Raw genomic sequence first — 20,989 nt, forward strand, 5'->3', positions numbered from 1 at the left:
CCGGGCAGGTCGACGGCACCGGACGCGACGAGGACGCCTACGCCTACTTCCGCGACGCCGACGACTTCCGCAACGTACGCCTCGCCGAACTCCCCGGCGGAGACTTCGCGTTCAGCGTCGCCCGCCTGCTCGTCCTGTCCAGCTGGCGCCTCGCCCACTTCGAGCGGCTGGTCACCCACCCGGACCCGGTCCTCGCGGCGGTCGCGGCGAAGGGCGTCAAAGAACTGACGTACCACCGGCAGTACGCCGCCGAATGGGCCGTACGGCTGGGCGACGGCACGGAGGAGTCGCACCGGCGCATGCGCAGGGCCCTGGAGCGGATCGCCCCGTACTTCGGGGAGTTGTTCACCGCCTACGACGTACGGGATGAGGTCGCCGCCGTGCTCCGCCAGGTCACCGAGGCGGCCGGGCTGCCGATGCCGGTGTACCGGCCGCTCGCGGGGGCGGGCCGCGCCGGCGACCACACGGAGCATCTGGCGCCGCTGCTGGCCGAGTTGCAGAGCGTGGCCCGCGCCCACCCGGAGGCGACATGGTGACCACCCTGACCGACGCCGCGCGGCGCGCCCGGCACATCGCCGAGCAGGTGCCGGACCCCGAACTGCCGATGCTCACCCTGGCCGACCTCGGTGTCCTCAGGGAGGTGCGGCTGACGGCCGACGGCACGGTCGTCGCGAGCCTGACCCCGACGTACTCCGGCTGTCCGGCCATGGCCGAGATGCGCGCCGACGTGGCGGCACGGCTGCGGGCCGCCGGCTACGAACGCGTGGAGATCCGCACGGTGCTGAACCCGCCGTGGACCACGGACTGGATCACCGACACCGGCCGCCGCCAACTGACGGAACACGGCATCGCCCCGCCCGGCGCGGCCCCCCGTGGCCCGGTGCCGCTGCTGCTGTCGCCCACCCGCCGGTCGGTCGCCTGCCCGCGCTGCGACTCCACCGACACCGAGGAGACCTCCCGCTTCGCCGCCACGTCCTGCAAGTCCCTGTGGCGCTGCCACACCTGCCGCGAGCCGTTCGAGCACGTCAAGGAGATCTGATGGAAGGCCTCAGCCAGCAGCCGACACGAGGCCTGCGCAACGAGCCGACGAGGACGGCTCGCACGGAGCCCTATGCCGCCGCCGCTCCCGAGCCGGCGGGAGCCGTTCTCCGGGGCGGGGCGGGACGGGCGCGTGCGCGGCGGCGTCCGGCGTTCCACCCCCTGCGGGTCGCCGCGGTCCAGCCGCTCTGTGAGGACGCCGTCGCCGTCGGGTTCGAGATCCCGGCGGAGCTGGCGGAGGAGTTCGCGTTCGCGCCGGGGCAGTCGTTGACGCTGCGGCGCGAGATCGACGGTCGCGACGAGCGGCGCTCGTACTCGATCTGTTCCCCGGCCGGGACGACACCCCGCATCGGCGTACGCGTCGTCCCCGGCGGACTCTTCTCGTCGTGGCTGGTCAACGACGTACGGCCCGGCGACACCGTGGAGGTCATGGCGCCCACCGGCTTCTTCACCCCGGACCTCACCGCCCCCGGCCACCATGTGCTGGTCGCGGCGGGCTCCGGCATCACCCCCATGGTCTCCATCGCCGAGTCCGTGCTCGCCGCCGACCCCCGCTCCACCGTGACCCTCTTCTACGGCAACCGCCGCACGGCCACGGTGATGTTCGCCGACGAACTCGCCGACCTGAAGGACCTCCACCCGGCCCGCTTCCAGCTCGCCCACGTCCTCTCCCGCGAACCCCGCGAGGCCGAGGTGCTCTCCGGCCGCCTGGACGCCGACCGGCTCGCCGCCCTCATCGGCGCCCTGGTCGACGTCGGGACGGCGGACCACTGGTGGTTGTGCGGCCCTCACGGCATGGTCCGCGACGCCCAGCGGGTCCTGGACGGGCTCGGCGTACCCGCCGACCGCGTCCACCAGGAGCTGTTCCACGCCGACGACGAACCCGTCCGGGAGACGCGGCACGAGGAGGTCGCCGCGCAGGGGCCCGTCAGCGAGGTGACGGTCGTCCTCGACGGCCGCACCACGACCGCCGCGCTGCCCCGCGAGCGCAGCGTCCTCGACGGCGCCCAACGCACCCGCCCCGACCTGCCCTTCGCCTGCAAGGGCGGCGTCTGCGGCACCTGCCGCGCCCTGGTCACCGAAGGCGAGGCCGACATGCGCCGCAACTTCGCGCTGGAGCCGGCGGAGGTCGAGGCGGGGTACGTGCTGACCTGCCAGTCGTATCCGGTCACGGAGAAGCTGACGGTGGACTTCGATACGTGAGGTTTGAGGGCCGGTTGTTCGTCTGCGGGTGAGTGGGGGCTGGTCGCGCAGTTCCCCGCGCCCCTGAAAAGCAGGGGCTGCGCCCCGTGCTTTTCAGGCCCGCAGGGCCGTGGTCTTTCAGGCCCGCAGGGGCCTGAAGCTTTTAGGGGCGCGCGGAACTGCGCGAGAAGCCCCACCCACCCGCACCCGAAAGCGGCTGAGGTCGGGGTCGGGGTCGGGGAAGAACGCCTTCCTGGGCCGGGCGGCTCGTACACTGACGAAAATGGGGGACCACACGGCCACCGGGATCGCCGCACATCCGGCGCCCGCCTTGCGGCAGTACGTCGACTCGTATGTCGGCTTCGACCTCCGCGGGCTCCCGACGGGGGTGCACTGCGGCCCCCCGAGCCGCGCGCTCACTGCGGTGATCAGCCTGTCAGATCCTTTGGAGGTCGCGGCGGGCGTTGACGACGGGTCACCGGTCACCCGATTCGGCAGCGTGGCCGGCGGCCTGATGTGCCGGTCCGTCGCGATTCACCACGACGGACGCCAGCAAGGTGTTCAGGTGTCGCTGACACCGCTCGGGGCCCGGGCCATCTACGGCATGCCCGCCGCCGAGCTCGCCCACCGACTGGTCCCCCTTGACGAGCTTCTCGGAGCGCTTGCCGTCGAGCTGGTCGAACGGCTCCGATCGGCGACGACATGGGCCGCGCGGTTCACCGCGCTGGACGAATTGCTCCTCCGAGCTGTCGGCCGTGGCGCCTGCGGCGACCCTGTGCGTTGGGGGCGCCCCGAGGTGGCCGAGGCATGGCGCCGCCTCGTCGCCGCGAGGGGGCGCGTCCAGGTTGCTGCGGTCGCCGCGGAACTCGGCTGGAGCCGTCGCTACCTCACCGAGCGGTTTCGAGGTGAGGTGGGCCTGGCGCCGAAGACCTTCGCCCGAGTCCTGCGCTTCGAGCACGCGCACGAACTGGCGGCGGCGCGGGACCCGCTCCCGTGGGGCGATGTGGCAACCGTCTCCGGCTATGCCGACCAGGCCCATCTCGTGCGGGACTGGCGCGAGTTCACGGGCCGATCGCCGACGGCCTGGCGTCGCGGCGAAGTCATCCTCGGAGCCGGGTAGCCGCCGACCGTCCGCCCTTCGCGTCGGCTTCTGTTCCCTTTTCTTCAAGACCGTCCGATCGCTGTCGTGGACGATCGTCGGCATGAGACTCGTCAACCACGAACGCAATGCGATAAACCTGCGGACCACCCCCGTGCACCTCGGACCCGGATCGAGAGCGAGATCCGTCGAGGGTTTCACCTGGGACCCGGAGGTGCTCCAGGCCTACAGCGCCGCGGTCGCGGCAGACGGCGCCGAGGGCCGGATGGTGATGATCTTCGACGGGGATGGGCTCGGCGACCATGGGGAGAGCCACCCTGCGGGCGACGAACTGGTCGTTTGCCTCAGCGGGTCCGTGACGGTCACCCGCGACGTGGACGGGGTGCCCGACCGCGTTCTGCTCGGGCCGGGCGAGGCCACCATCAACCCGGCCGGGGTATGGCACGTGGTCGACATGGAGGGGCCGACGTCCATCCTGGCCATCACCGCGACCCTCGGCACCGACCACCGTCCTCGGACCGACACCCGCCCCACCGGACGCGTCGGCACGCCCAGCCCGGAGGAAGCGCCGTGACGACACGCATCGCGTGCCTCGGCGACAGCCTCACCCGCGCGCAGTTCAGCGTCGACTACCTGGATCTTCTCGGACGACGCCACCCTCCCGGTGACGTGCAGCTGACCCGTTTCGGCGCCAACGGCGACTTCGCCTACAACCTCTTGCAGCGCCTCGATGCCGTCGTCACGAACCCACCCGATGTGATCACCGTGTTGATCGGGACCAACGACGCCCGAGCAAGCCTCGCCGGCTACCCCATCGAGCAGGCCATGAAGCGCAAACAGCTCCTCGACCGCCCGTCGGCCGGCTGGTTCCAACAGTGCCTGGGAGCCGTCGTCGCACGGCTGCGAGCGGAGACCGACGCGACGATCGGTCTCCTGTCGCTACCGGTACTCGGCCAACAACTCGACGGAGCAGCGGCACAGGCATCGCAGACGTACAGCCGGATGATCGCCGACGTCGCCGCCACCAACGAGGTGGCCTACCTTCCGCTCCACGAACGCCAGATCGAGGAACTGCGCCGAGCGGACCCGCCGCCGATTCCATACCGCGAGGTGACGCCCGCGGCGGTCGTCGGCGTCCTCGTCGAGCACGCAGTGCTGCGCCGCAGCCTCGACACGATCTCGCGGCGGCGAGGTCTCGTGCTCACGACCGACCACATCCACCAGAACAGCCGCGGCGCCGCCCTTATCGCTGAGGTCATCGACGCCGGTCTGCTGACCCGGAGCACGTAGCTGGCTCCGGCGCCAGGCCAGTCCAAGATCATCCCGTCGCCTCTTTGGCGCGTGTCTCGGTCACGCCCCCCTCACCCCCGATGCAACCGATCCACCAAGACGTCGATCACCAACGGCGTACGCGGCCCGAAGCTCAGCAGTACCCCGTCCTCAAGATCCACCACCCGCCGGTCCATCCCGGCCGGCGTCTCCCTGATGCCGGGGATGTCCACCAGCCCGTCCACCCCACCCACCGACTCAAGTCCCTTGCTCATCATGAGGATCACCTCGGGCTGCGCCTTCACGAGGGCCTCGCTGGTGATCGGGGTGAACGGCTTGTCCAGCCCCGCCGCCACCCCCGCGTCCTCCGCCCCGGCCGCGTCGATGAGGGAGTCCGCTCCCGATCCCTTCCCGCCGATGAGATAGACCGCGGCCGACCCCCGCATGTACAGGAACGCGACCTTCGGCCGACTCCCCTCGGGCACGGCCGCCCGCGCCGCCTTCAACTCGCCCGCGAAGCGCTCGTTGAGGGCCTCGCCGGCCGCCGGAACGCCCAGCGCCTCCGCCACGCGCGTCGTCCGCGTGCTCACGTCGGAGAGTTCGTCGGCCGGATCGAGGACGACCACGGGGACCCCGGCGTCACGGATCTGGTCCACGGCCTCGCTGGGGCCGGTGTCGGTGTCGGCGAGCACCACGGTCGGCTCCAGCGAGAGCACGCTCTCCGCGCTCACGTCGTGCGCCTTGGTCACCTGGGGAAGGTCCGCGGCCTCCTCGAAGGTCGCGGTGATGTCCCGGCCGACGACGTTGTCACCGAGACCGAGCGTGAACACGATCTCCGCTATGCCCCCGTTGAGCGGAAGGATCCGGGAGGCGTCCTCGACGGTGACCTTCCGGCCGTCCGACGAGTCGACGGTGACGGGCAACTCGGGCGTGGGTGCCGCGCCCTTCAGCGGGACGAGGGAGTTCGTCCTCAACTGCTTCTGGGCGGCGGCCGCCCGGTCGCTCGCGGACGGCGCCGAGGACTTCGCCCCCGTTGCTTCACCGTCCCCGTCGCCGCCTGCGCATCCGGCCGCCAGCATCGCGAAAGCAACGGCGAGTGCGGCAACTCCCCTTCCTCTGCTGGTGAGTTGAGGTCTTCCTGACCCACGCATCGAACCGCCTTCCATGTCTACCGCTCGAACCAGGTGTTGGTTGCCTTAGGTTAGCCTTACCTGAGTTTCCTATGGTGGGAGTGCTGACACCGATGCACAGATGTGGCCTACGTGCCCTGCGCGCAGCCCCGGCGGCCCTCGCCGTCGCGAGTGCCCTGATCCTCTTCCCGGCCCCCTCGGCGATCGCCGCCGGCGGCTCCGCGGGCGGTCCCGAGGGCCAGAGACTCACCGTCTCCAAAAGCTCCGGACTCGACCCGGACGGCGAGACGGTCACCGTGTCCGGCACCGGCTACAACACCGAGAAGGGCATCTACGTCGCCTTCTGCGTGGACAACGGCGCCGGCAGGACCCCCACGCCCTGCGTGGGCGGCGTCGACATGTCCGGCGACTCCGGTGCGTCGGTCTGGGTCTCCTCCAACCCGCCTTCGTACGGGGAGGGGTTGGCGAAGCCGTACCGAGGCAGCGGGCACAAGGGCGCCTTCTCCGTGCAGGTCAAGGTGCGGGCCAAGGACGCCAACACCGACTGCGCCAAGTCCGGTGTGACCTGTGCCGTGATCACCCGCAACGACCACACCAGGGGCGGCGACCAGAGCCAGACGGTCCGCATCCCGGTGACCTTCGCCGGAGCTGCGGGCTCGGGCGACGGCGAGGGTGACGAGCCGGGCACCGGCGGCACGGCGACCCCGTCGGCCGGTTCGAGCGCGACGGCCACCGGCGGCGCGGGCGGCACATCCACCGGCACGGGCGGCTCGGACGAGCCGCTGGCCAGCACCGGCAGTGCCGCCGTACCGCTCGGCGTCACCGCGGCCGGGCTGGTCGCCGCAGGCGGGGCCGCCTGGGTCTGGGCGCGTCGCCGCCGCACGGACTCCGTGTCCGACGACGCGAGCTGACGGTCTGTCGACGACAGCCGTCCACAGATCGGTCGACGCCCCCGGGGCGGGGCGTCCGGTCGGCCGCCCGGTCGACCTTCCAGGGAGGACTTCGAGGTGATGAACAGACCTGGTGCCGCCGTGACCGCGGCGGGCGCCTTGCTCGCCCTGCTCTGCCAGGGAACGGCGACGGCACGCGACGGGGGCGAGACCCCGCGCGAGGTGTCCGGCGGATTCGCGAGCTGGGGCCCGTCGTTCGAGGCGTCCACCGGCGTCGACGCGACGGTGACGGCCGGGGCGCCCGCCATGCGCGGCTCCGGCGGCCGGACCTGGTTCCCGGTCGACGACGGTAGGGCGACCCCGAGCGCCGGGGACGCGGACGTCGCTCTCGACGGCTCGATCCGCATCGGCGGAGCCGGCACCGACACCCTGACGCTCGACCGGTTGCGCCTGCGGCTCGACGCCGGCACCGGGACGCTCCGGGTGCGGGCCGAACGGGCGGGGGAGAGCGGCGATCTGACGCTGGCCGAGGTCGGTACGGGTGCCATCGCGCCGAACGTCCGCAGCGGCGGCGTCACTTGGTCCGGCCTGCGGGTGTCGCTGACCGCCGAGGGTGCCGCACTGCTCACCCGGTGGAGCGGGCGGCCGTACGCGGCGGACGACGAACTCGCCCCACTCGACGTGACCGTGGGAACCGGCGCGTCCGGGCCCACCGCTCCCCAGGCCGGACCGCCCGGTCAGTCCGACGGAGACGCCTCCTCGTCACCGCCGGGCCGGACCGGCACACCGAACGGCTCAGCCGACACGGGCACCGATGCCGACACGGACGCCGATGCCGATACGGGTGCCGGTACGGGCGCGGGTCAGGAGGCGGGGGAGTCCCCGTCCACGGCCGTGGACCGCGCGAGCCTCGCGGCGGGGGACACGCAACGGGTCACCGGCGAGGGCTTCGCGCCGGGTGAGGTCGTGCTCGTCGCGATCGACGACGACACCCGCTACCAGGCCGTGGCCGACGCGTCGGGCCGGGTCGCCCGCGACTTCCCCGTGTACGACACCGCGACCGAGGGCGCGCACACCGTACGGCTGTACTCCGTCACCGGGGGCCGTGAGGCCGTCGCGGAGTTCACCGTGCTCGCCGGCGGAGCGGACTCCTGAGCCCTGCGGACAGGGTCAACACGGGCCGCACGCAAGCCCGTTGCAGGTTCTTTGCGTTCTGTTGACAAAAAGATCACGAGCGATATTAGGTAAGCCTTACCTAAGTAAGCCTCCTCGTTCTCGAGAAAGGTGCTCTCCCCATGAGAGTCGTTCTCTCCGCCCGTACCGCCGCCCGTACCGGTCTCGCCGTCGCCGCCTCCGCCGCTCTGACGCTGGGCCTCGCGACCTCGGCCTCCGCCGCCACCTCGACCCGCACGATCGTCGACGCCACCACCACCTACAACCTGTCCCTGACCGCGCCGAACACGGCCGCCGCGTCGGGCCAGGTCATCACCGTCACCGGCTCCGGCTACAACACGAGCCAGGGCATCTATGTGGGCCTCTGCGTCGTCAACGGCGCGCAGGGCGCCGACAAGCCGACCCCCTGCCTCGGTGGCCAGGACGAGTCCGGCGCCACCGGCGCCTCCCACTGGATCAACAACACCTTCGGCGGCCTCTTCGCCAACAGCTCCAAGTTCGGCACCGGCGGCACCTTCAGCGTGAACATCTACGTCCAGGCCACCCTCGAGGACGGCAGCGTCTGCGGCGAGGACGTCACCTGCGCGGTGGTCACCCGCGCCGACCACTTCGACTCCAACGACCGCAAGTACGACGTCCACGCCCCCCTCGCCTTCCAGTAACCACCCACCGGGCCGGGCCCCTTCGCCACGGGGCCCGGCCCCCGGCGTCCCCCGGGTGCGGGGCGCACCCGACGAATGAGGTACCCATGAGAGACGACACGACGGGCCGGCGGCCGGGGCGTCCGGCCGGACCGCGGCTCGGACGCCCCGCGGCGCTCCTCGGAGCGGTCGCCCTGGTGGCCGCCACCCTCACCGCCGTCACGGTGAGCACCGCCGCCCAGGCCGCCGACACCCCGAAGACCGGCCTGGGCGCGCACGGTCAGCGACTGACCGTCTCCGCCTCCGCCAACCTCGATCCCGACGCCGAGAAACTGCGGGTCACCGGTTCCGGCTACGACACGACCAAGGCCGTCTACGTCGCCCTGTGCAAGGACAACGGCGACGGCAAGATCCCCTCCCCGTGCATCGGCGGCGCCGACGAGACCGGCACCGGCAGCTCCTCCCACTGGATCGTCCCCAAGGGTGACCCGTACGAGGGCAGCCTCGCCATCGCCTGGGGCGAGGGCGGCACCTTCGACGTCGAGATCGACATCGAGGCCGAGGACAACGGAGTCGACTGCGCCAAGGTGGACTGCTCCGTCGTCACCAGGGTCGACCACCGCAACTCGGGCGACCGCTCCCAGGACGTCCGTGTCCCCGTCCGGTTCGAGGGCCAGGACACCGGAGGTGGTGACGGGGGCGGCGAGGGCGAGGACGTCCCCGCCGGCACCGTCGACTACGTCGAGTCCGCCGCGTTCCCGGCGGCCGGCAAGGTCAACGACCTGCTGCTGCACCCGGAGTCGGGGAAGCTGTACGCGGGTTCGGACAACTTCGCAGCCTCCGGAGAGGTCGACGAACGGGGGCTGCACGCCCTCGACCCGGCGAACGGCAAGAGCCTCGGCCACACCCCCAACTTCCCGGGCACGACCGGCACGCTGGGCCCGCGCGCCGTCGTACGGATCGCCGCCCCGCTCGCCGGCGACGGCGTCGTGTTCCAGTTCGCCCTGCGCGGCATCGGCACCGCCAAGGCCGGTGACCCGGCCGCCACCGGCAAGTGGATCGCGGGCGCCAACATCACCGGGATCGGCCCCGGCACCAAGGACTCCACCGTCCTGGTCGCCCAGGGCGCCCAGCTCTCCGAGGTCGACATCGCCACCGCCGTCCCCCTGGAGAACCGCACCCTCACTCTCGACGGCGGCTCCCTGCTCGGCGTCGACAAGGCCCGCCACGCGGCCTGGTCCGTGGGCACCGCCGGCGGCACCCTGCGCCGGGTCGACACCCGCACCTTCACCGTCACCGCCTCGGCCGAACTCACCGCCCCGAGCGTCGAGTTCGTGGAGGCCGACCCGGCCACCGGCAATGTCTGGGTGGGCAGCGGCGACTCCGTCCTCGTCCACGACAAGGACGGCAAGCTCCTGAAGACGATCGGGGGACCCGACGAGGCCACCGACATCGCCTTCGACACCGCCACCGGCCGGGCCTTCGTCGTCTGGCAGGACGACGGCAGCCTCGGCGAGGGCAGCGACGGCGTCAGCAACCTGGGCGTGTACGACACCGCCACCTACGCGGAGACCGCCACCCGCACGAGGCTGGAGGGCAACGACTCCCAGAACGGCGCCGCCTCCGTCGCCGTCGCCCCCGGCGGCACCACGGTCTACGTCAGCAGCCCCACCGAGGGCGAGATCACCAGGCTCGACCGCCGGATGTCCCCGAAGGTCACCCAGTCCCCGACCGACCGGACCGTGGCACCCGGCGACGAGGTCTCCTTCGTCGCGGTGGCCGAGGGCACCCCCGCACCCACCGTGACGTGGGAGGTCAGCACCGACGGCGCCCAGACCTGGTCCGCCGTCGAGGGCGCGACGAAGCACACGTACACCTTCAAGGCGAAGGCGGCGCACGACGGTTACCAGTACCGTGCCGTGTTCAGGAACACCGTGGGCACGACCCGCACCGCCGCCTTCACCCTCACCGTCACCGACGCCGACGACAGCACCGGCGGGGGCGGCGACGGGGGCGGCGACGGCGGGAACGACGAGCCCTCCGGCACGAAGACGGTCACCGGTTCCGACGGCCAGAGGCTCACCGTCACCCCCGTCAACAACCTCGCCACCGAGAACCAGACCCTGAAGGTCACCGGCTCCGGCTACGACGAGAAGAAGGGCGTCTACGTCGCCCTCTGCGTCGACAACGGCGCCGGCGAACCGCCCTCCCCGTGCATCGGCGGCGTCGACATGACGGGCGAGTCGCACTCCTCCGCGTGGATCTCCTCCAACCCGCCCGACTACGGTGAGGAGTTGGCCACACCGTACGAGGACGGCGGCGCGTTCGAGGTCGAGCTGACCATCGACGCCAGGGACGAGTACACCGACTGCTTCAAGGCCCCGTGCGTCCTCGCCACCCGCGCCGACCACACCCTGTCCGGCGACCGCTCGCAGGACGTCAAGGTGCCGGTCGCCTTCGTCGGACAGGACCCGGTGGACACCGACGACGACGGCGGCGACACCACCGGTGGCACCTCCACCGGCGGTACCTCCAGCGGTGGTTCGACGTCCGGCGGCACCGGCACGACCGGCACCTCCGGCAGTGCGGGTGGCACCACGACCACCGGAGGCGGCGGGAGCCTCGCCGCCACCGGCCTCACCGTCCTCGGCGCGGCCGCCTCGGCCGCCGCGCTCACCGTGACGGGCTGGATCCTGCACCGGCGGGCCCGCAAGGCGGGCCAGGGCCCGACCGTCTGAGCCGCCCGACCCGGAACCCTCGACCGGAGCCCGGTCCACCGACACCCTCGGCGGCCGGGCTCCGACGTCACGAGCCACCCGACGTCACGAGCAACCCGAGGCCGCGATCCAGTCGTACGCCTCCCGCGCCGTGAACTCCTCCTGCCCGCCCCGCACCAGCAGTCCCGCCGTCGCGAACGCCGGGTCGTCGGCCCGCGCGGCGAGATACGGCACCGCGACGCACCGCATCCCGGCCGCGTGCGCGGCGGCCGCACCCGGCGCCGCGTCCTCCAGGACGACACAGTCGACCGGGTCGACCCCCAGCCGACGGGCGGCCTCCAGGAACACGTCGGGGGCCGGCTTGCCGCGGTCGACCTCCTCCGCCGACACCACGGTCCGCAGAGACCGGTCGAGTCCCGTCGCGCCGAGGATCACCTCGATGGCCTCGCGCGACGACCCCGAGGCCACGGCCATGGGGACGCCGTCCGCCGCGAGCAGCTCCACGAATGTCCGCATCTCCGGGTAGACCCGGGTGCCGGCGCGGGCCAGCTCCAGATAGTGGCGGTTCTTGGCCGCGACGATCGCCTCGACGGGCGCGGCGAGGTCGTACCGCTCCTTCCAGTCCGAGACCGTCTCCTGGACGCTGATGCCGATGTACCGCTCGTGGTCCGCCCAGGTGAAGCCGGTGACACCGTGGTCGGCGAGAATGCGCACGCTCGCCTCGTAGTAGTTCGGCTCGCTGTCCACGAGTGTTCCGTCGAGATCGAAGATGACCGAAGTGCTTCGGGCGGTGTGACGGGTAGTGCTCATGAACGCCAGGATGTCATCGCTCAGTTCCGGGCCGGCCGGCCCGCCGCCGAGCCGATCGACTCCACCAACGGCCCCAGCCGGTAGGGCACCCGCTCCCGCAGCGCCACCTCCGTACGCGTGCGCACCACGCCCGGCAGGCTGATCAGCGCCTGGATGACGTCCTCCAGATGCGCGTTGTCCCGCGCCACGACCCTGGTCAGGAGATCACCGCCGCCCGTGATCGAGAACGCCTCGACGATCTCTGGTACGGCCGCCAGCGCGTCGCCCACATCGTCCAGGTGCCCCTGGGTGACCTCGATGTGCACGAAGGCCAGCACCGGGTGACCGAGCGCGGCGGGGGAGAGCGACGGGCCAGTGCCGGTGATCACTCCGTCCCGCTCCAGCCGGTCCAGCCGGGCCTGGAGTGTGCCCCGGGCGATGCCGAGGACGCGGGCGTACTCCCGCACGCTGGTGCGCGGCTGCTCCAGCAGCAGCCGCAGGATGCGGGTGTCGAGTTCGTCCACGGCCATGGTCGGTCCGCCTCCCGAGTCATGAGGTGATCACGAAACTGTACCGATGGCCCAGTGAACCGCACCTCGCCCGAGCCACGTCACTCGCCCACCCATCGGTCCCATCGTCACCCGGACCGTCTGATCCGACGGCCCAACCGGTACGGACCGCCCCTTTCCACGACTGGGCCAATGGCCCAGCTCTGGAGCGGCCTGTTGAGCCATGCGGGCCCGGGGTGGTACCTCTGCCGTATCCACGTAACTCAGGGCGCCGCGCGGTGCCGGAGCGGCGACGAGGCCGGATCCGGAGCGCGGCGCCCTCGCCGTGCCCGCCGCACGCCGGAGACCCCGGCCCGCCGTCGGGCGGGGCGGGCAACGGCAAGGGGGCGGCACACGGTCATGAAGAGGATGTTCACGGCGCCCGATCCCGGGCACCTGCGGCTGCGGACCGCACTGCGCGCCGTCATCGGTGTGGGCGCCGCCGTGACCGCGTCCGAACTGAGCGGCCTCTCGCTCCCGGCGTCGATCACCGGGGGACTGGCGGCCCTCCTCGCCCTGTTCACCGTCACCGACGCGGACGTCCCCGCCCAGCGGCTCACCACCGCGCTCCTGCCGGCGGCCGGGTTTCCCGTCCTCGCCCTGGCCGCCGTCCTGCACGACGCGCCCGCCGCCCGTGACGCCGCGTTCGTGGCCACCGTCTTCTGCGGTGTCTACGCCCGCCGCTGGGGGCCGCGCGGCCAGGCGCTCGGCATCTTCGCGTTCATGAGCTACTTCATCACGCAGTTCCTCCACACCGTCCCCGCGGACCTGCCCGGCCTGTACGCCGCCATGACGCTCGCGCTCCTGGTCGCGGGCGGGGTGCGGTTCCTGCTGTGGCCCGTCGAGCGCGGCCTGCCGCCCGTCGCGCTCCCCGCCGGGCCGCCCGGAGCGGGGCTGGCGCGGCCCACCACCCGGCAGGCGTGCCAGGCCGCGGTCGCCTGCTGCTGCGCCCTGCTCGTCGGCCAGGCCTTCTCCGAGGACCGCTGGTACTGGGCCGTCGGCACCGCCTGGTGGATCTTCGTCAACACCGCGTCGCGCGGCGAGACGCTGGTCCGCGGCTTCCGCCGGATCCTCGGAACCGTGATCGGCGTCGCCGTCGGCCTGCTCCTCGCCGTCCCGCTGGACGGGGCGCCCGCGCCGTCCGCCGCGCTCGTCGCGGTCTGCGTCTTCGGCATCTTCTACACCGCGGCGGTCTCGTACTCCTGGATGATGCTGGCGGTCACCGTCATGGTCAGCCTCCTCTACGGCCTGCTCGGTGTGCTGGACCCCGGTCTGCTCGCGCTCCGGCTCGTCGAGACGGGGGTGGGCGCGGTGTGCGCCATGCTGGCCGTGGTCCTCGTCCTGCCGGTCACGACGCACGCGACCAACGACGCCTGGATCCAGCGGGCCCTGCACTGTGTGCACGCCGCCGCGACCGCCACCGCCGCCCGGCTGGAGGGCGTCCCCGGGGCCGACCCGGCTCCCCACGCCGCCGAACTGGAGCTGCTGTTCGGGCGGGCGCGGATGGCGCTCGCTCCGCTGGTCCACCCCCTGAACCCCTTCCGCGCCCGCAAGGCACGCGCCCACGCGGCCCTGCGCCTCCTGGACGACTGCGTGGGCGAGGTGCGCGCCCTCGTCTCCGCCACCGCCGACCCCTCCGGTACGCGCGAGGCCTCCCTGATCGCCGCCTGCTGGCGGGTGAAGGCGGCGGTGGAGGCGCTGACGACCCCCGGTGCGCGGGCGACGGCCGCCGGACCGGAGACGCTCGCCCCCGCGGAGGCCGGAGCCGCCCTCGGGCACCTGCACAACCTGGAGAGGGCCCTGTCGGAACTGGCCCACCCCCTCGGCACGCCCCCGGGCTCACGCACGGCCACGTAACCGCCCGCCGGTCGAACATCCGTCAGTTCGCCCGACGATCGAACTTCCGTCAGCCGCCCGCCCGCCCGTCCGCAAGCCGCCCGCCGTCTGCCGGCCGAGCCGCCCGCCCGCGGTCGGCCTGCGCCCCTGCCTGCCGCTCGTCTGCCCCCCGACCGAGGGTCTGCCGCCCGCCTGGTGCGCGCCGCCGGCCTGCTGCCTTCCCGCCGTCGGCCCGCGGTCTGCCCGCCGTCGGTGCGGCGCGCCCGCCGTCCGTCCGCCCACCGACCGAAGGTCCCGCAGCCCTCCTGCCCCGGCCGAACCTCCGTGAGCATCCGCCCCTCGGGTCTCCCGTCGCGTACTTCCGCCATGCGCCCCTACCGCGCGCCTTCACCGCGCGTCCCGGGCGTCGCGCTCGCCGGAGCGAGGGCGATCCGGGGGCGCACGCGGGCCCTCCCGAGCCGCGTCGCAGACTTTGGTCTAGACCTGCTGCTAGTGTTCGCCCGCACACGGGCGAGCGGGAGGGGACGGCAGTGACAGCGGAAGTGGACGCGGTGGGCAGGGGCGCGGTGGGCGGGCCACGGCGTCGACGTGCGTACATCGGGTCGTTCACCTCGGCTGGGGGCCCCGGCGTCCTCGTCGCCGACGTCGACGACAGCGCCGGCGCGCTGACCGTCCTGTCGGGCGCGAACGACGTCCCCGACCCCAGCTACCTGGCCCTCGCGCCGGACGGGCGCACCCTGTACGCGGTCAGCGAGCGGCCCGAGGGAGCCGTGGCCGCCTATCGGGTGACGGGCGACCGGCCCGAGTTGACCGGGCCCCCGGTGGCGGTCGGCGGCGGCCCCACCCACCTCGCCGTCCTCGCCGGTCACGTCCTGACCGCCGACTACGGCTCCGGCAGCGTCACCGCCGTTCCGCTGCGCCCCGACGGCACCCTCGCGGCCCCCGCGTCCGGGACCCTCCGGCACGCCACGTCCGGGCCCGACCTCCGCGACCGGCGGGAACCGCACGCCCACCAGGTGGTGCCCGATCCGTCCGGCCGCCGGTTCCTCGCCGTCGACCTCGGCACGGACTCGGTGCGGGTGTGCGCGGTGCGGGACGGCGTCCCCGTCGCGCACCACGAGACGACGCTGCGGCCGGGCTCGGGGCCGCGCCACCTCGCCCTCCACCCCGGCGGACCGGACGGATCGTATGTCTATGTGCTGAACGAACTGACGCCCACGGTCACCGTCTGCCGCTGGAAGGCCCCTGGCGGCCCGCTGGAGCCGTTGGGAGAGACCTCGGTGCTTCCGGAGCCCCCGGAGGGCGACGCGTACCCCTCGGGCCTCGCTGTGTCCCCCGACGGCCGCTTCGTGTGGACGGCCACCCGTGGCACGGACGTGCTCTCCGTGCTCGCCGTCGAGGGCGACGGACTGCGCCTGGTCACGACCGTGCCCTGCGGCGGCCACTGGCCCCGCGCCCTCACCTACGCGGCAGGCACCCTCTACGTGGCCAACGAGCGCTCCGGCGACGTCACCTGGTTCACGGTCGACCCGCGCACCGGCCTGCCGGTGCGCGGCGGCTCGATCGAGGTGCCGGCGGCCTCCTGCGTCGTCCTGGCCGACTGAGGCCGCCCCGGGGGGAGAGGCGTGCGGCCCGGCGCGCGTACGACCGAGGGCCCGCTCCTGCGAGAGGAGCGGGCCCTCGGTCGTCCGGTGTGCCGGGCCGCGCGGTGCCGGAATCAGCGAACCGGCATGCCCTGGGGCTGCTGCGGTGCGATGCCGAGCGCGGTCGTGTACTTGCCCAGCGCCAGCTTGCCGATCGCCGGGTAGGGACCGAGCGCCTCGGCGGCGGAGCAGCCCGCCTCCTTCGCGGCCTCCTCGATCAGACCGGCGTCGATCTCCGGCCCTATCAGGTACGGCGCGAGAGCCAGCTGCTGCGAGCCCGACGAGCGCAGCTGCTCGGCCACGGAGGTGATCGAGCCCTCCTGGTCGAGGGCGGCGGCCATCACCGGCACCGCGAGCCGCGCGGCCAGCAGCATGCCCGTGATCCCGGCGGCCTGCACGGCCTCCTCGCCGCCCACGGTGGCGAGGACGATGCCGTCCGCGGCGGTGGCGACGGTGAACAACCGGGCCCGGTCGGCACGTGCCAGTCCCGACTCGGACAGGCGCACGTGCAGCGCCTCGGCGAGCAGCGGGTGCGGGCCGAGGACGTCGGTCAGCTCGGCCGCGATACGGCTCTCCATGACGGCCTGGCGCACCTGGCGGAGCGTGGCGCTGTCCGGACCGGCCAGCAGGGGCACGACGACGGCGACGGGGCCGTCCGGCTCCTTGACGTCCAGGCCGGCGGCGCGCGCCTGCTCGTAACGGGCGGTGCGCTCCTCGGCGGCGCGCGTGAGCACCGACTGCAGCGTGGGGAACTCGTCGGCCCCCCCGTCGACGTAACCGATGCGTGCGTCGAGGCCGGGGAGCTCGGAGCGCGCGATGCTCACGACCTCCTCGGCGAGGCTGCGCGTGGCGGCGCTGGGCGGGCCCGGCACCGCGAGGACGAGCGCGGGCGCGCCCTCGGGAGCCGCCAGCGGCTCGGGGCGGCGGTGCCGCCCGGGCTGGCGGGGTCGCGGCATTCGTACAGGCAGGCCGGACGCGGGCCCAGTGGGGGAGCTCATGGCGCCGCATGTTACTGGCTTCTTGGGCTCCCCTGTTCGGGGAGGGTGCAGGTGAGCGGTATCCGTCCTGATTTGTCTGATGAGTTACGTGCCGATCAGGACCGATCGATACCGCATTACTCTGCTGAGTGGTGCACTTCGGTGACCGCGACAACACTTGTCCGACAGGCTGGATTACTCCCTGTTTCAGGTACTACTTTTCGGCCACCACGTACAACATCCTCTCGTCGTACGGCAAGCCGAGCCCGTCGGCCGCCAGCGCGGCGGCGATACGCACGGCACCGGCGAGCGGATCCCCCTGCGCGGGCACCAGCGGCGCGTGCGGCAGCCGCTCGGCCAACTCCGCCGTCAAGGGGGCGAGGAGCGGGGCGCCCAGTTCGAACAGGCCGCCGGTCAGTGCCACTCGGGGCCCGCCCGAGGGCGGGCAGACGGCGGCCGCCGCGTCGGCCATGTGCCGGGCGGCCTCGCGCAGGATGCCGGCCGCCACCGGGTCGTCCCCGGCGCGGGCGGCCACCTCGGGCGCGAACGACGCCAGGACCGCCGGGCGGTCGGCCCTCGGGTAGATCCGGCCCGGAATCCCGGCCGGCGGGCCGAACACCTCCTCCGCGCGCGCCAGCAGCCGGGCCGAACCACCGTCCCGCCCGTCGTGCGCCCGCAGCGCCGCCTCCAGCCCGGCCCGCCCGATCCACGCGCCGCCGCCGCAGTCCCCGAGAAGGTGGCCCCAGCCGTCCGCCCGACGCCAGGCGGTCAGATCCGTACCGATCGCGATCAGACCCGTGCCGGCGGCGATCACCGCACCCGGCCGCGCGCCGAGGGCACCGGTGTACGCGGTGACCGCGTCGGCCACCAGTGCGACCCGGCGTACCCCCCACTCGCGCCTCAGCGCGGACGGCAGCTCGGCGCGCAGCTGCTCGCCGAGCGAGGCGAACCCGGCGGCTCCGACGGCCACCGCCGCCGGACCCGCGCACCCGGCGTCGGCGAGCAACCGCCGCGCCATCGGCACCAGCAGCTCCAGCAGATGACCGGCGTCGATACCGCGCGCACCGGTCCGCACCGCCTCCCCGGACACCAGCGGCTCCCCGAGCAGCTCGCTGCCCCGGGCCAGCGCCGCCCGCAACCCCGAACCACCGGAGTCCACGGCGAGCACGACGGGAGCCTGGTCCCCGGCGGGCCCGGAGGGGCCCTCGTGACGGAGCAAGCTCCGCTCCTTCCTGCCTACCTGCTGCCTTCCTGGCGACCGGTCGCGTGGGGTGGTGCCCGACCGGTTCGCGGATCTGGACGAGCAGGAGGGTAGCGCCTGTGCGAGGGGCCGTGGGCGGGGCTTCGCCGGGTATGCGGGGTGTCAGTGTGTGCCAGTAGAGTGACGCGCCGTGGCACCACGACCTTTGCATGAACTTGTTGAAGCGGGCTGGGCGAAGGCTCTTGAGCCGGTCGCCGAACGCATCGCCGGTATGGGCGACTTCCTGCGGGCCGAGATAGCGGCGGGCCGGACCTATCTGCCGTCCGGGGCGAACGTCCTGCGCGCCTTCCAGCAGCCCTTCGACGACGTCCGCGTCCTGATCGTCGGTCAGGACCCCTATCCCACCCCGGGCATGGCGATCGGGTTGAGCTTCGCGGTGGCGCCGGAGGTGCGTTCGCTGCCGGGCAGCCTGGAGAACATCTACCGCGAGATGCACTCCGACCTCGGACTGCCCCGGCCGTCCAACGGCGACCTGACCCCCTGGACCCGGCAGGGCGTGCTGCTGCTCAACAGAGCGCTGACGACGGCCCCGCGCAAGCCTGCCGCGCACCGCGGCAAGGGCTGGGAGGAGGTCACGGAGCAGGCGATCAGAGCGCTGGCCGGGCGCGGGAAGCCGCTGGTGTCGATCCTGTGGGGACGTGACGCCCGCAACCTCCGTCCCCTCCTCGGCGATCTGCCGGCGATCGAGTCCGCACACCCGTCCCCGATGTCGGCGGACCGGGGCTTCTTCGGCTCACGCCCCTTCAGCCGCGCCAACGACCTGCTGCTGCGCCAGGGCGCCCAGCCGGTGGACTGGCGACTGCCGTAACCCACGCCGGACCTGACGGCCGCGCTCCTTGTCGAAGCGCCGCCCACCAGGACGGGGCGGGACCGCACGACAGGGGGCGGCCGCGCCGCGTGGGCGTGGGCGTCAGGCACGGTCACGCGCCGATGACCCCTGCCGTGAAGGCGGTCCCCCTCCCCGTGTCCGGCCCACCACCACCGGCAGCCGGATCGCTCTGCCTGCTACTGCCGGACGTACCAACGGCGGTAGTACACACCCGAGTCGTCCCACAACTCTCCGCTCCTTGTCTCGGGGCCGGTCACGCACAGTGGACGCCGTGCCGCAGTCGCCCCGCGCTGATCTTCGGAGCTGTCGACTTCGCCGCCGCCCTCAGCCGGGCCGGGAGCTTCCTCGACTACCGGGTCACCGTCTGCGACGCCCGCCCCGTCTTCGCCACCCCGGAGCGATTCCCGTACGCCGACGAGGTCGTCGCCGACTGGCCGCACCGCTGTCTGGAGCGCGCCGAGGTCGACGCCCGCACCGCGATCTGCGTCCTCACCCACGGCGCCCAGTTCGACATCCCCCTGCTCCCCGTGGCCCTCGACCTCCCGGTCGGCTACAACGGCGCGATGGGCTCCCGCCGCACCCACGAGCACCGGCTGGGACGTCTGCGCGAGGCCGGCGTGCCCGAGGAGCACCTCGCGCGCCTGCGCTCACCGATCGGACTCGACCTCGGCGCCCGCACCCCCGAGGAGACGGCGATCTCCATCACCGCCGAGATCATCGCCCACGCCCACCACGGCACCGGCCTGCCCCTGTCCCGCGTCTCCGGCCCCGTCCACGGCGCCGTCCCCCGAGCCGGCCGCCGTCACCGGCCGTGCTGGCGGCCGCATGAGGTCCCCAGGTCTCAGCGCAGCGGCTCCATCTCCCAACTGGCCAGCATCCGCAGGGCCTCCTCCGAGCGGGAGCCCGGCTCGGCGTGGTAGGTGGCCAACCGCATGGGGGCGTCGCCGGGCAGGGCCATGGGCTCGTGGACCAGGTCGAACTCTCCCGCCAGCGGATGCCGCATCCGCACGGTCTCGCCGGCGGTCCCGCAGCTCACCTCGTGGCGCGCCCACAGCCGCCGGAACTCCTCGCTCTTCGCCGACAACTCGTGGATCAGTGAGGAGAAGTGCGCGTCCCCCGGGCTCTTGCCGGCGTTCATCCGTACCACGCCGGCGATCCGCAGCGCCGTACCGGCCGGATCGGCGAACCTCGCGCGCGCCTCCGGCGAGAGGAAGGCCAGCCGGGCCACATTGCGCTCCTCGGGCGGCAGCCGGCCCCAGTCCCCGAAGACGGCACCGGCGAGCCGGTTCCATCCCAGGATGTTCAGGCGCCGGTCCACGACGTAGGCGGGTACGCCGAGAACGTCGAGCAGATGCTGGACACTGGGCCGCAGTCGATGCTGCGGGGCCGCGGCCGGTGGCGTGCTCCGCCGCTCGGGCTGGGCCAGCCGGACCAGATGGTCGCGCTCCTCCACGTTCAGGCGAAGGGCGCGGGCGACCGCGTCCAGCACCTCGGCCGACATGGTCTCGCCGCGTCCCTGCTCCAGGCGTGCGTAGTACGCGTACGACACCCCGGCCAGCTGCGCCAGCTCCTCGCGCCGGAGTCCGGGAACCCGTCGGCGCCCGTGCGAGAGCAGGCCCACGTCCTCGGGCCTGAGCCGGGCCCGGCGCGACCGCAGGAAGTCCCGCAGCTCCGCACGCCGGTCGAGTCCGGTCCTCACCTGGTCACCGGGCGCCACATGCGAAGACATCTCTGTCCTCCCGTTGTCGTACGTGCCTCGCTGGTGCGGAGCAGCGTACAACACAGATCCTGCGACTCATCTTGACACTGAGTATCAGACCTGGCCGAGGTCCTCACTCGATCAACTCGCAGCACGGTGCTTGCACTTGCGCCGTGGAAACCGATCGGTTTACTGTGGTGGAAACCGGTCGGTTTCTGAGGTGTGTGGAGGTAGTCATGACCGCTCTGAAGGGCGCGAGTGTGTTCGT

At 73.1% G+C, this 20,989-nt stretch carries 19 protein-coding genes and 1 pseudogene; 14 read left to right on the forward strand and 6 right to left on the reverse strand.

All coding sequences use genetic code 11. The features are described 5' to 3' along the window. The 6 genes from paaC to ACZ52C_RS41415 all read left to right on the forward strand — a co-directional run. The coding region (gene paaC / locus ACZ52C_RS41390; RefSeq protein ID WP_469079691.1) for a 1,2-phenylacetyl-CoA epoxidase subunit PaaC at positions 1-536 on the forward strand (536 nt) is incomplete at its 5' end. Beyond that, entirely contained in the window at positions 530-1,039 is a 510-nt protein-coding gene (gene paaD / locus ACZ52C_RS41395; RefSeq protein ID WP_469079692.1) for a 1,2-phenylacetyl-CoA epoxidase subunit PaaD, read from the forward strand. The genes paaC and paaD, both read left to right, overlap by 7 nt. After that, the gene (paaE, locus tag ACZ52C_RS41400; protein WP_469079693.1) at positions 1,039-2,241 is read left to right on the forward strand and encodes a 1,2-phenylacetyl-CoA epoxidase subunit PaaE; all 1,203 of its coding nucleotides are present in this window, start codon (positions 1,039-1,041) and stop codon (positions 2,239-2,241) included. The genes paaD and paaE overlap by 1 nt, the downstream gene beginning before the upstream one ends. 262 nt (positions 2,242-2,503) lie before the next feature. After that, positions 2,504-3,340 carry a helix-turn-helix domain-containing protein gene (locus ACZ52C_RS41405; RefSeq protein WP_469079694.1) on the forward strand — a complete coding sequence of 279 codons (837 nt, stop codon included), beginning with the start codon at positions 2,504-2,506 and terminating at the stop codon, positions 3,338-3,340. Positions 3,341-3,422: 82 nt separating this feature from the next. Next, positions 3,423-3,893, forward strand: coding sequence for a cupin domain-containing protein (locus tag ACZ52C_RS41410; RefSeq protein ID WP_469079695.1), 471 nt, complete (start codon positions 3,423-3,425; stop codon positions 3,891-3,893). Next, positions 3,890-4,609 carry an SGNH/GDSL hydrolase family protein gene (locus tag ACZ52C_RS41415; protein ID WP_469079696.1) on the forward strand — a complete coding sequence of 240 codons (720 nt, stop codon included), beginning with the start codon at positions 3,890-3,892 and terminating at the stop codon, positions 4,607-4,609. The genes ACZ52C_RS41410 and ACZ52C_RS41415 overlap by 4 nt, the downstream gene beginning before the upstream one ends. A 71-nt stretch (positions 4,610-4,680) precedes the next feature. Here the strand turns inward: ACZ52C_RS41415 and ACZ52C_RS41420 are convergent, their stop codons facing one another. Beyond that, positions 4,681-5,754 carry a heme/hemin ABC transporter substrate-binding protein gene (locus ACZ52C_RS41420; RefSeq protein WP_469079697.1) on the reverse strand — a complete coding sequence of 358 codons (1,074 nt, stop codon included), beginning with the start codon at positions 5,752-5,754 and terminating at the stop codon, positions 4,681-4,683. A 77-nt stretch (positions 5,755-5,831) separates the two neighbouring features. On the opposite strand from ACZ52C_RS41420, the gene ACZ52C_RS41425 reads away from it, so the two are divergent. The 4 genes from ACZ52C_RS41425 to ACZ52C_RS41440 all read left to right on the forward strand — a co-directional run bounded on the left by ACZ52C_RS41425 (position 5,832) and on the right by ACZ52C_RS41440 (position 11,160). Next, positions 5,832-6,629 carry an LPXTG cell wall anchor domain-containing protein gene (locus tag ACZ52C_RS41425; RefSeq protein WP_469079698.1) on the forward strand — a complete coding sequence of 266 codons (798 nt, stop codon included), beginning with the start codon at positions 5,832-5,834 and terminating at the stop codon, positions 6,627-6,629. A 99-nt stretch (positions 6,630-6,728) separates the two neighbouring features. Beyond that, positions 6,729-7,763 carry an HtaA domain-containing protein gene (locus ACZ52C_RS41430; protein ID WP_469079699.1) on the forward strand — a complete coding sequence of 345 codons (1,035 nt, stop codon included), beginning with the start codon at positions 6,729-6,731 and terminating at the stop codon, positions 7,761-7,763. 140 nt (positions 7,764-7,903) lie between these two features. Then, on the forward strand, positions 7,904-8,443 hold the full coding sequence (locus tag ACZ52C_RS41435) for a hypothetical protein (RefSeq protein ID WP_469079700.1): 540 nt from the start codon (positions 7,904-7,906) through the stop codon (positions 8,441-8,443). A gap of 86 nt (positions 8,444-8,529) precedes the next feature. Then, positions 8,530-11,160: an immunoglobulin I-set domain protein gene (locus ACZ52C_RS41440; protein WP_469079701.1), complete on the forward strand. Its 2,631-nt coding sequence runs from the start codon at positions 8,530-8,532 to the stop codon at positions 11,158-11,160. 84 nt (positions 11,161-11,244) lie between these two features. On the opposite strand, the gene ACZ52C_RS41445 is transcribed toward ACZ52C_RS41440, so the two are convergent. Together ACZ52C_RS41445 and ACZ52C_RS41450 are read right to left on the reverse strand one after the other, a co-directional pair. Beyond that, entirely contained in the window at positions 11,245-11,949 is a 705-nt protein-coding gene (locus tag ACZ52C_RS41445) for an HAD family hydrolase (RefSeq protein ID WP_469079702.1), read from the reverse strand. Positions 11,950-11,969: 20 nt separating this feature from the next. Further along, positions 11,970-12,458, reverse strand: a complete 489-nt coding sequence (locus ACZ52C_RS41450) for an Lrp/AsnC family transcriptional regulator (protein WP_239751251.1) — start codon at positions 12,456-12,458, stop codon at positions 11,970-11,972. 387 nt (positions 12,459-12,845) lie between these two features. Here ACZ52C_RS41450 and ACZ52C_RS41455 point away from each other — a divergent pair, with 387 nt between their 5' ends. Together ACZ52C_RS41455 and ACZ52C_RS41460 are read left to right on the forward strand one after the other, a co-directional pair. Continuing rightward, entirely contained in the window at positions 12,846-14,333 is a 1,488-nt protein-coding gene (locus ACZ52C_RS41455) for an FUSC family protein (protein ID WP_469079707.1), read from the forward strand. A gap of 509 nt (positions 14,334-14,842) precedes the next feature. Beyond that, positions 14,843-15,916 carry a lactonase family protein gene (locus ACZ52C_RS41460; protein WP_469079703.1) on the forward strand — a complete coding sequence of 358 codons (1,074 nt, stop codon included), beginning with the start codon at positions 14,843-14,845 and terminating at the stop codon, positions 15,914-15,916. Positions 15,917-16,029: 113 nt separating this feature from the next. On the opposite strand, the gene ACZ52C_RS41465 is transcribed toward ACZ52C_RS41460, so the two are convergent. Together ACZ52C_RS41465 and ACZ52C_RS41470 are read right to left on the reverse strand one after the other, a co-directional pair. After that, a complete protein-coding gene (locus ACZ52C_RS41465; protein ID WP_469079704.1) occupies positions 16,030-16,953 on the reverse strand; it encodes a sirohydrochlorin chelatase in 924 nt (307 codons plus the stop codon). 193 nt (positions 16,954-17,146) lie between these two features. Beyond that, positions 17,147-18,151: an N-acetylglucosamine kinase gene (locus ACZ52C_RS41470; protein WP_469079705.1), complete on the reverse strand. Its 1,005-nt coding sequence runs from the start codon at positions 18,149-18,151 to the stop codon at positions 17,147-17,149. Between the two features lie 172 nt (positions 18,152-18,323). Between ACZ52C_RS41470 and ACZ52C_RS41475 the strand changes: the two genes are divergently transcribed. Together ACZ52C_RS41475 and ACZ52C_RS41480 are read left to right on the forward strand one after the other, a co-directional pair. Further along, on the forward strand, positions 18,324-19,001 hold the full coding sequence (locus ACZ52C_RS41475) for a uracil-DNA glycosylase (RefSeq protein WP_060887305.1): 678 nt from the start codon (positions 18,324-18,326) through the stop codon (positions 18,999-19,001). A gap of 311 nt (positions 19,002-19,312) precedes the next feature. Continuing rightward, positions 19,313-19,942 (forward strand): annotated as a pseudogene (locus tag ACZ52C_RS41480) (XdhC family protein); the annotation flags it as partial. On the opposite strand, the gene ACZ52C_RS41485 reads toward ACZ52C_RS41480, so the two are convergent. Beyond that, a complete protein-coding gene (locus ACZ52C_RS41485; RefSeq protein WP_469079706.1) occupies positions 19,864-20,751 on the reverse strand; it encodes a helix-turn-helix domain-containing protein in 888 nt (295 codons plus the stop codon). The pseudogene ACZ52C_RS41480 and the gene ACZ52C_RS41485 overlap by 79 nt on opposite strands. Between the last annotated feature and the right edge of the window lie 238 nt (positions 20,752-20,989).

The sequence above is a fragment of the Streptomyces sp. NPDC034049 genome, assembly GCF_055575575.1.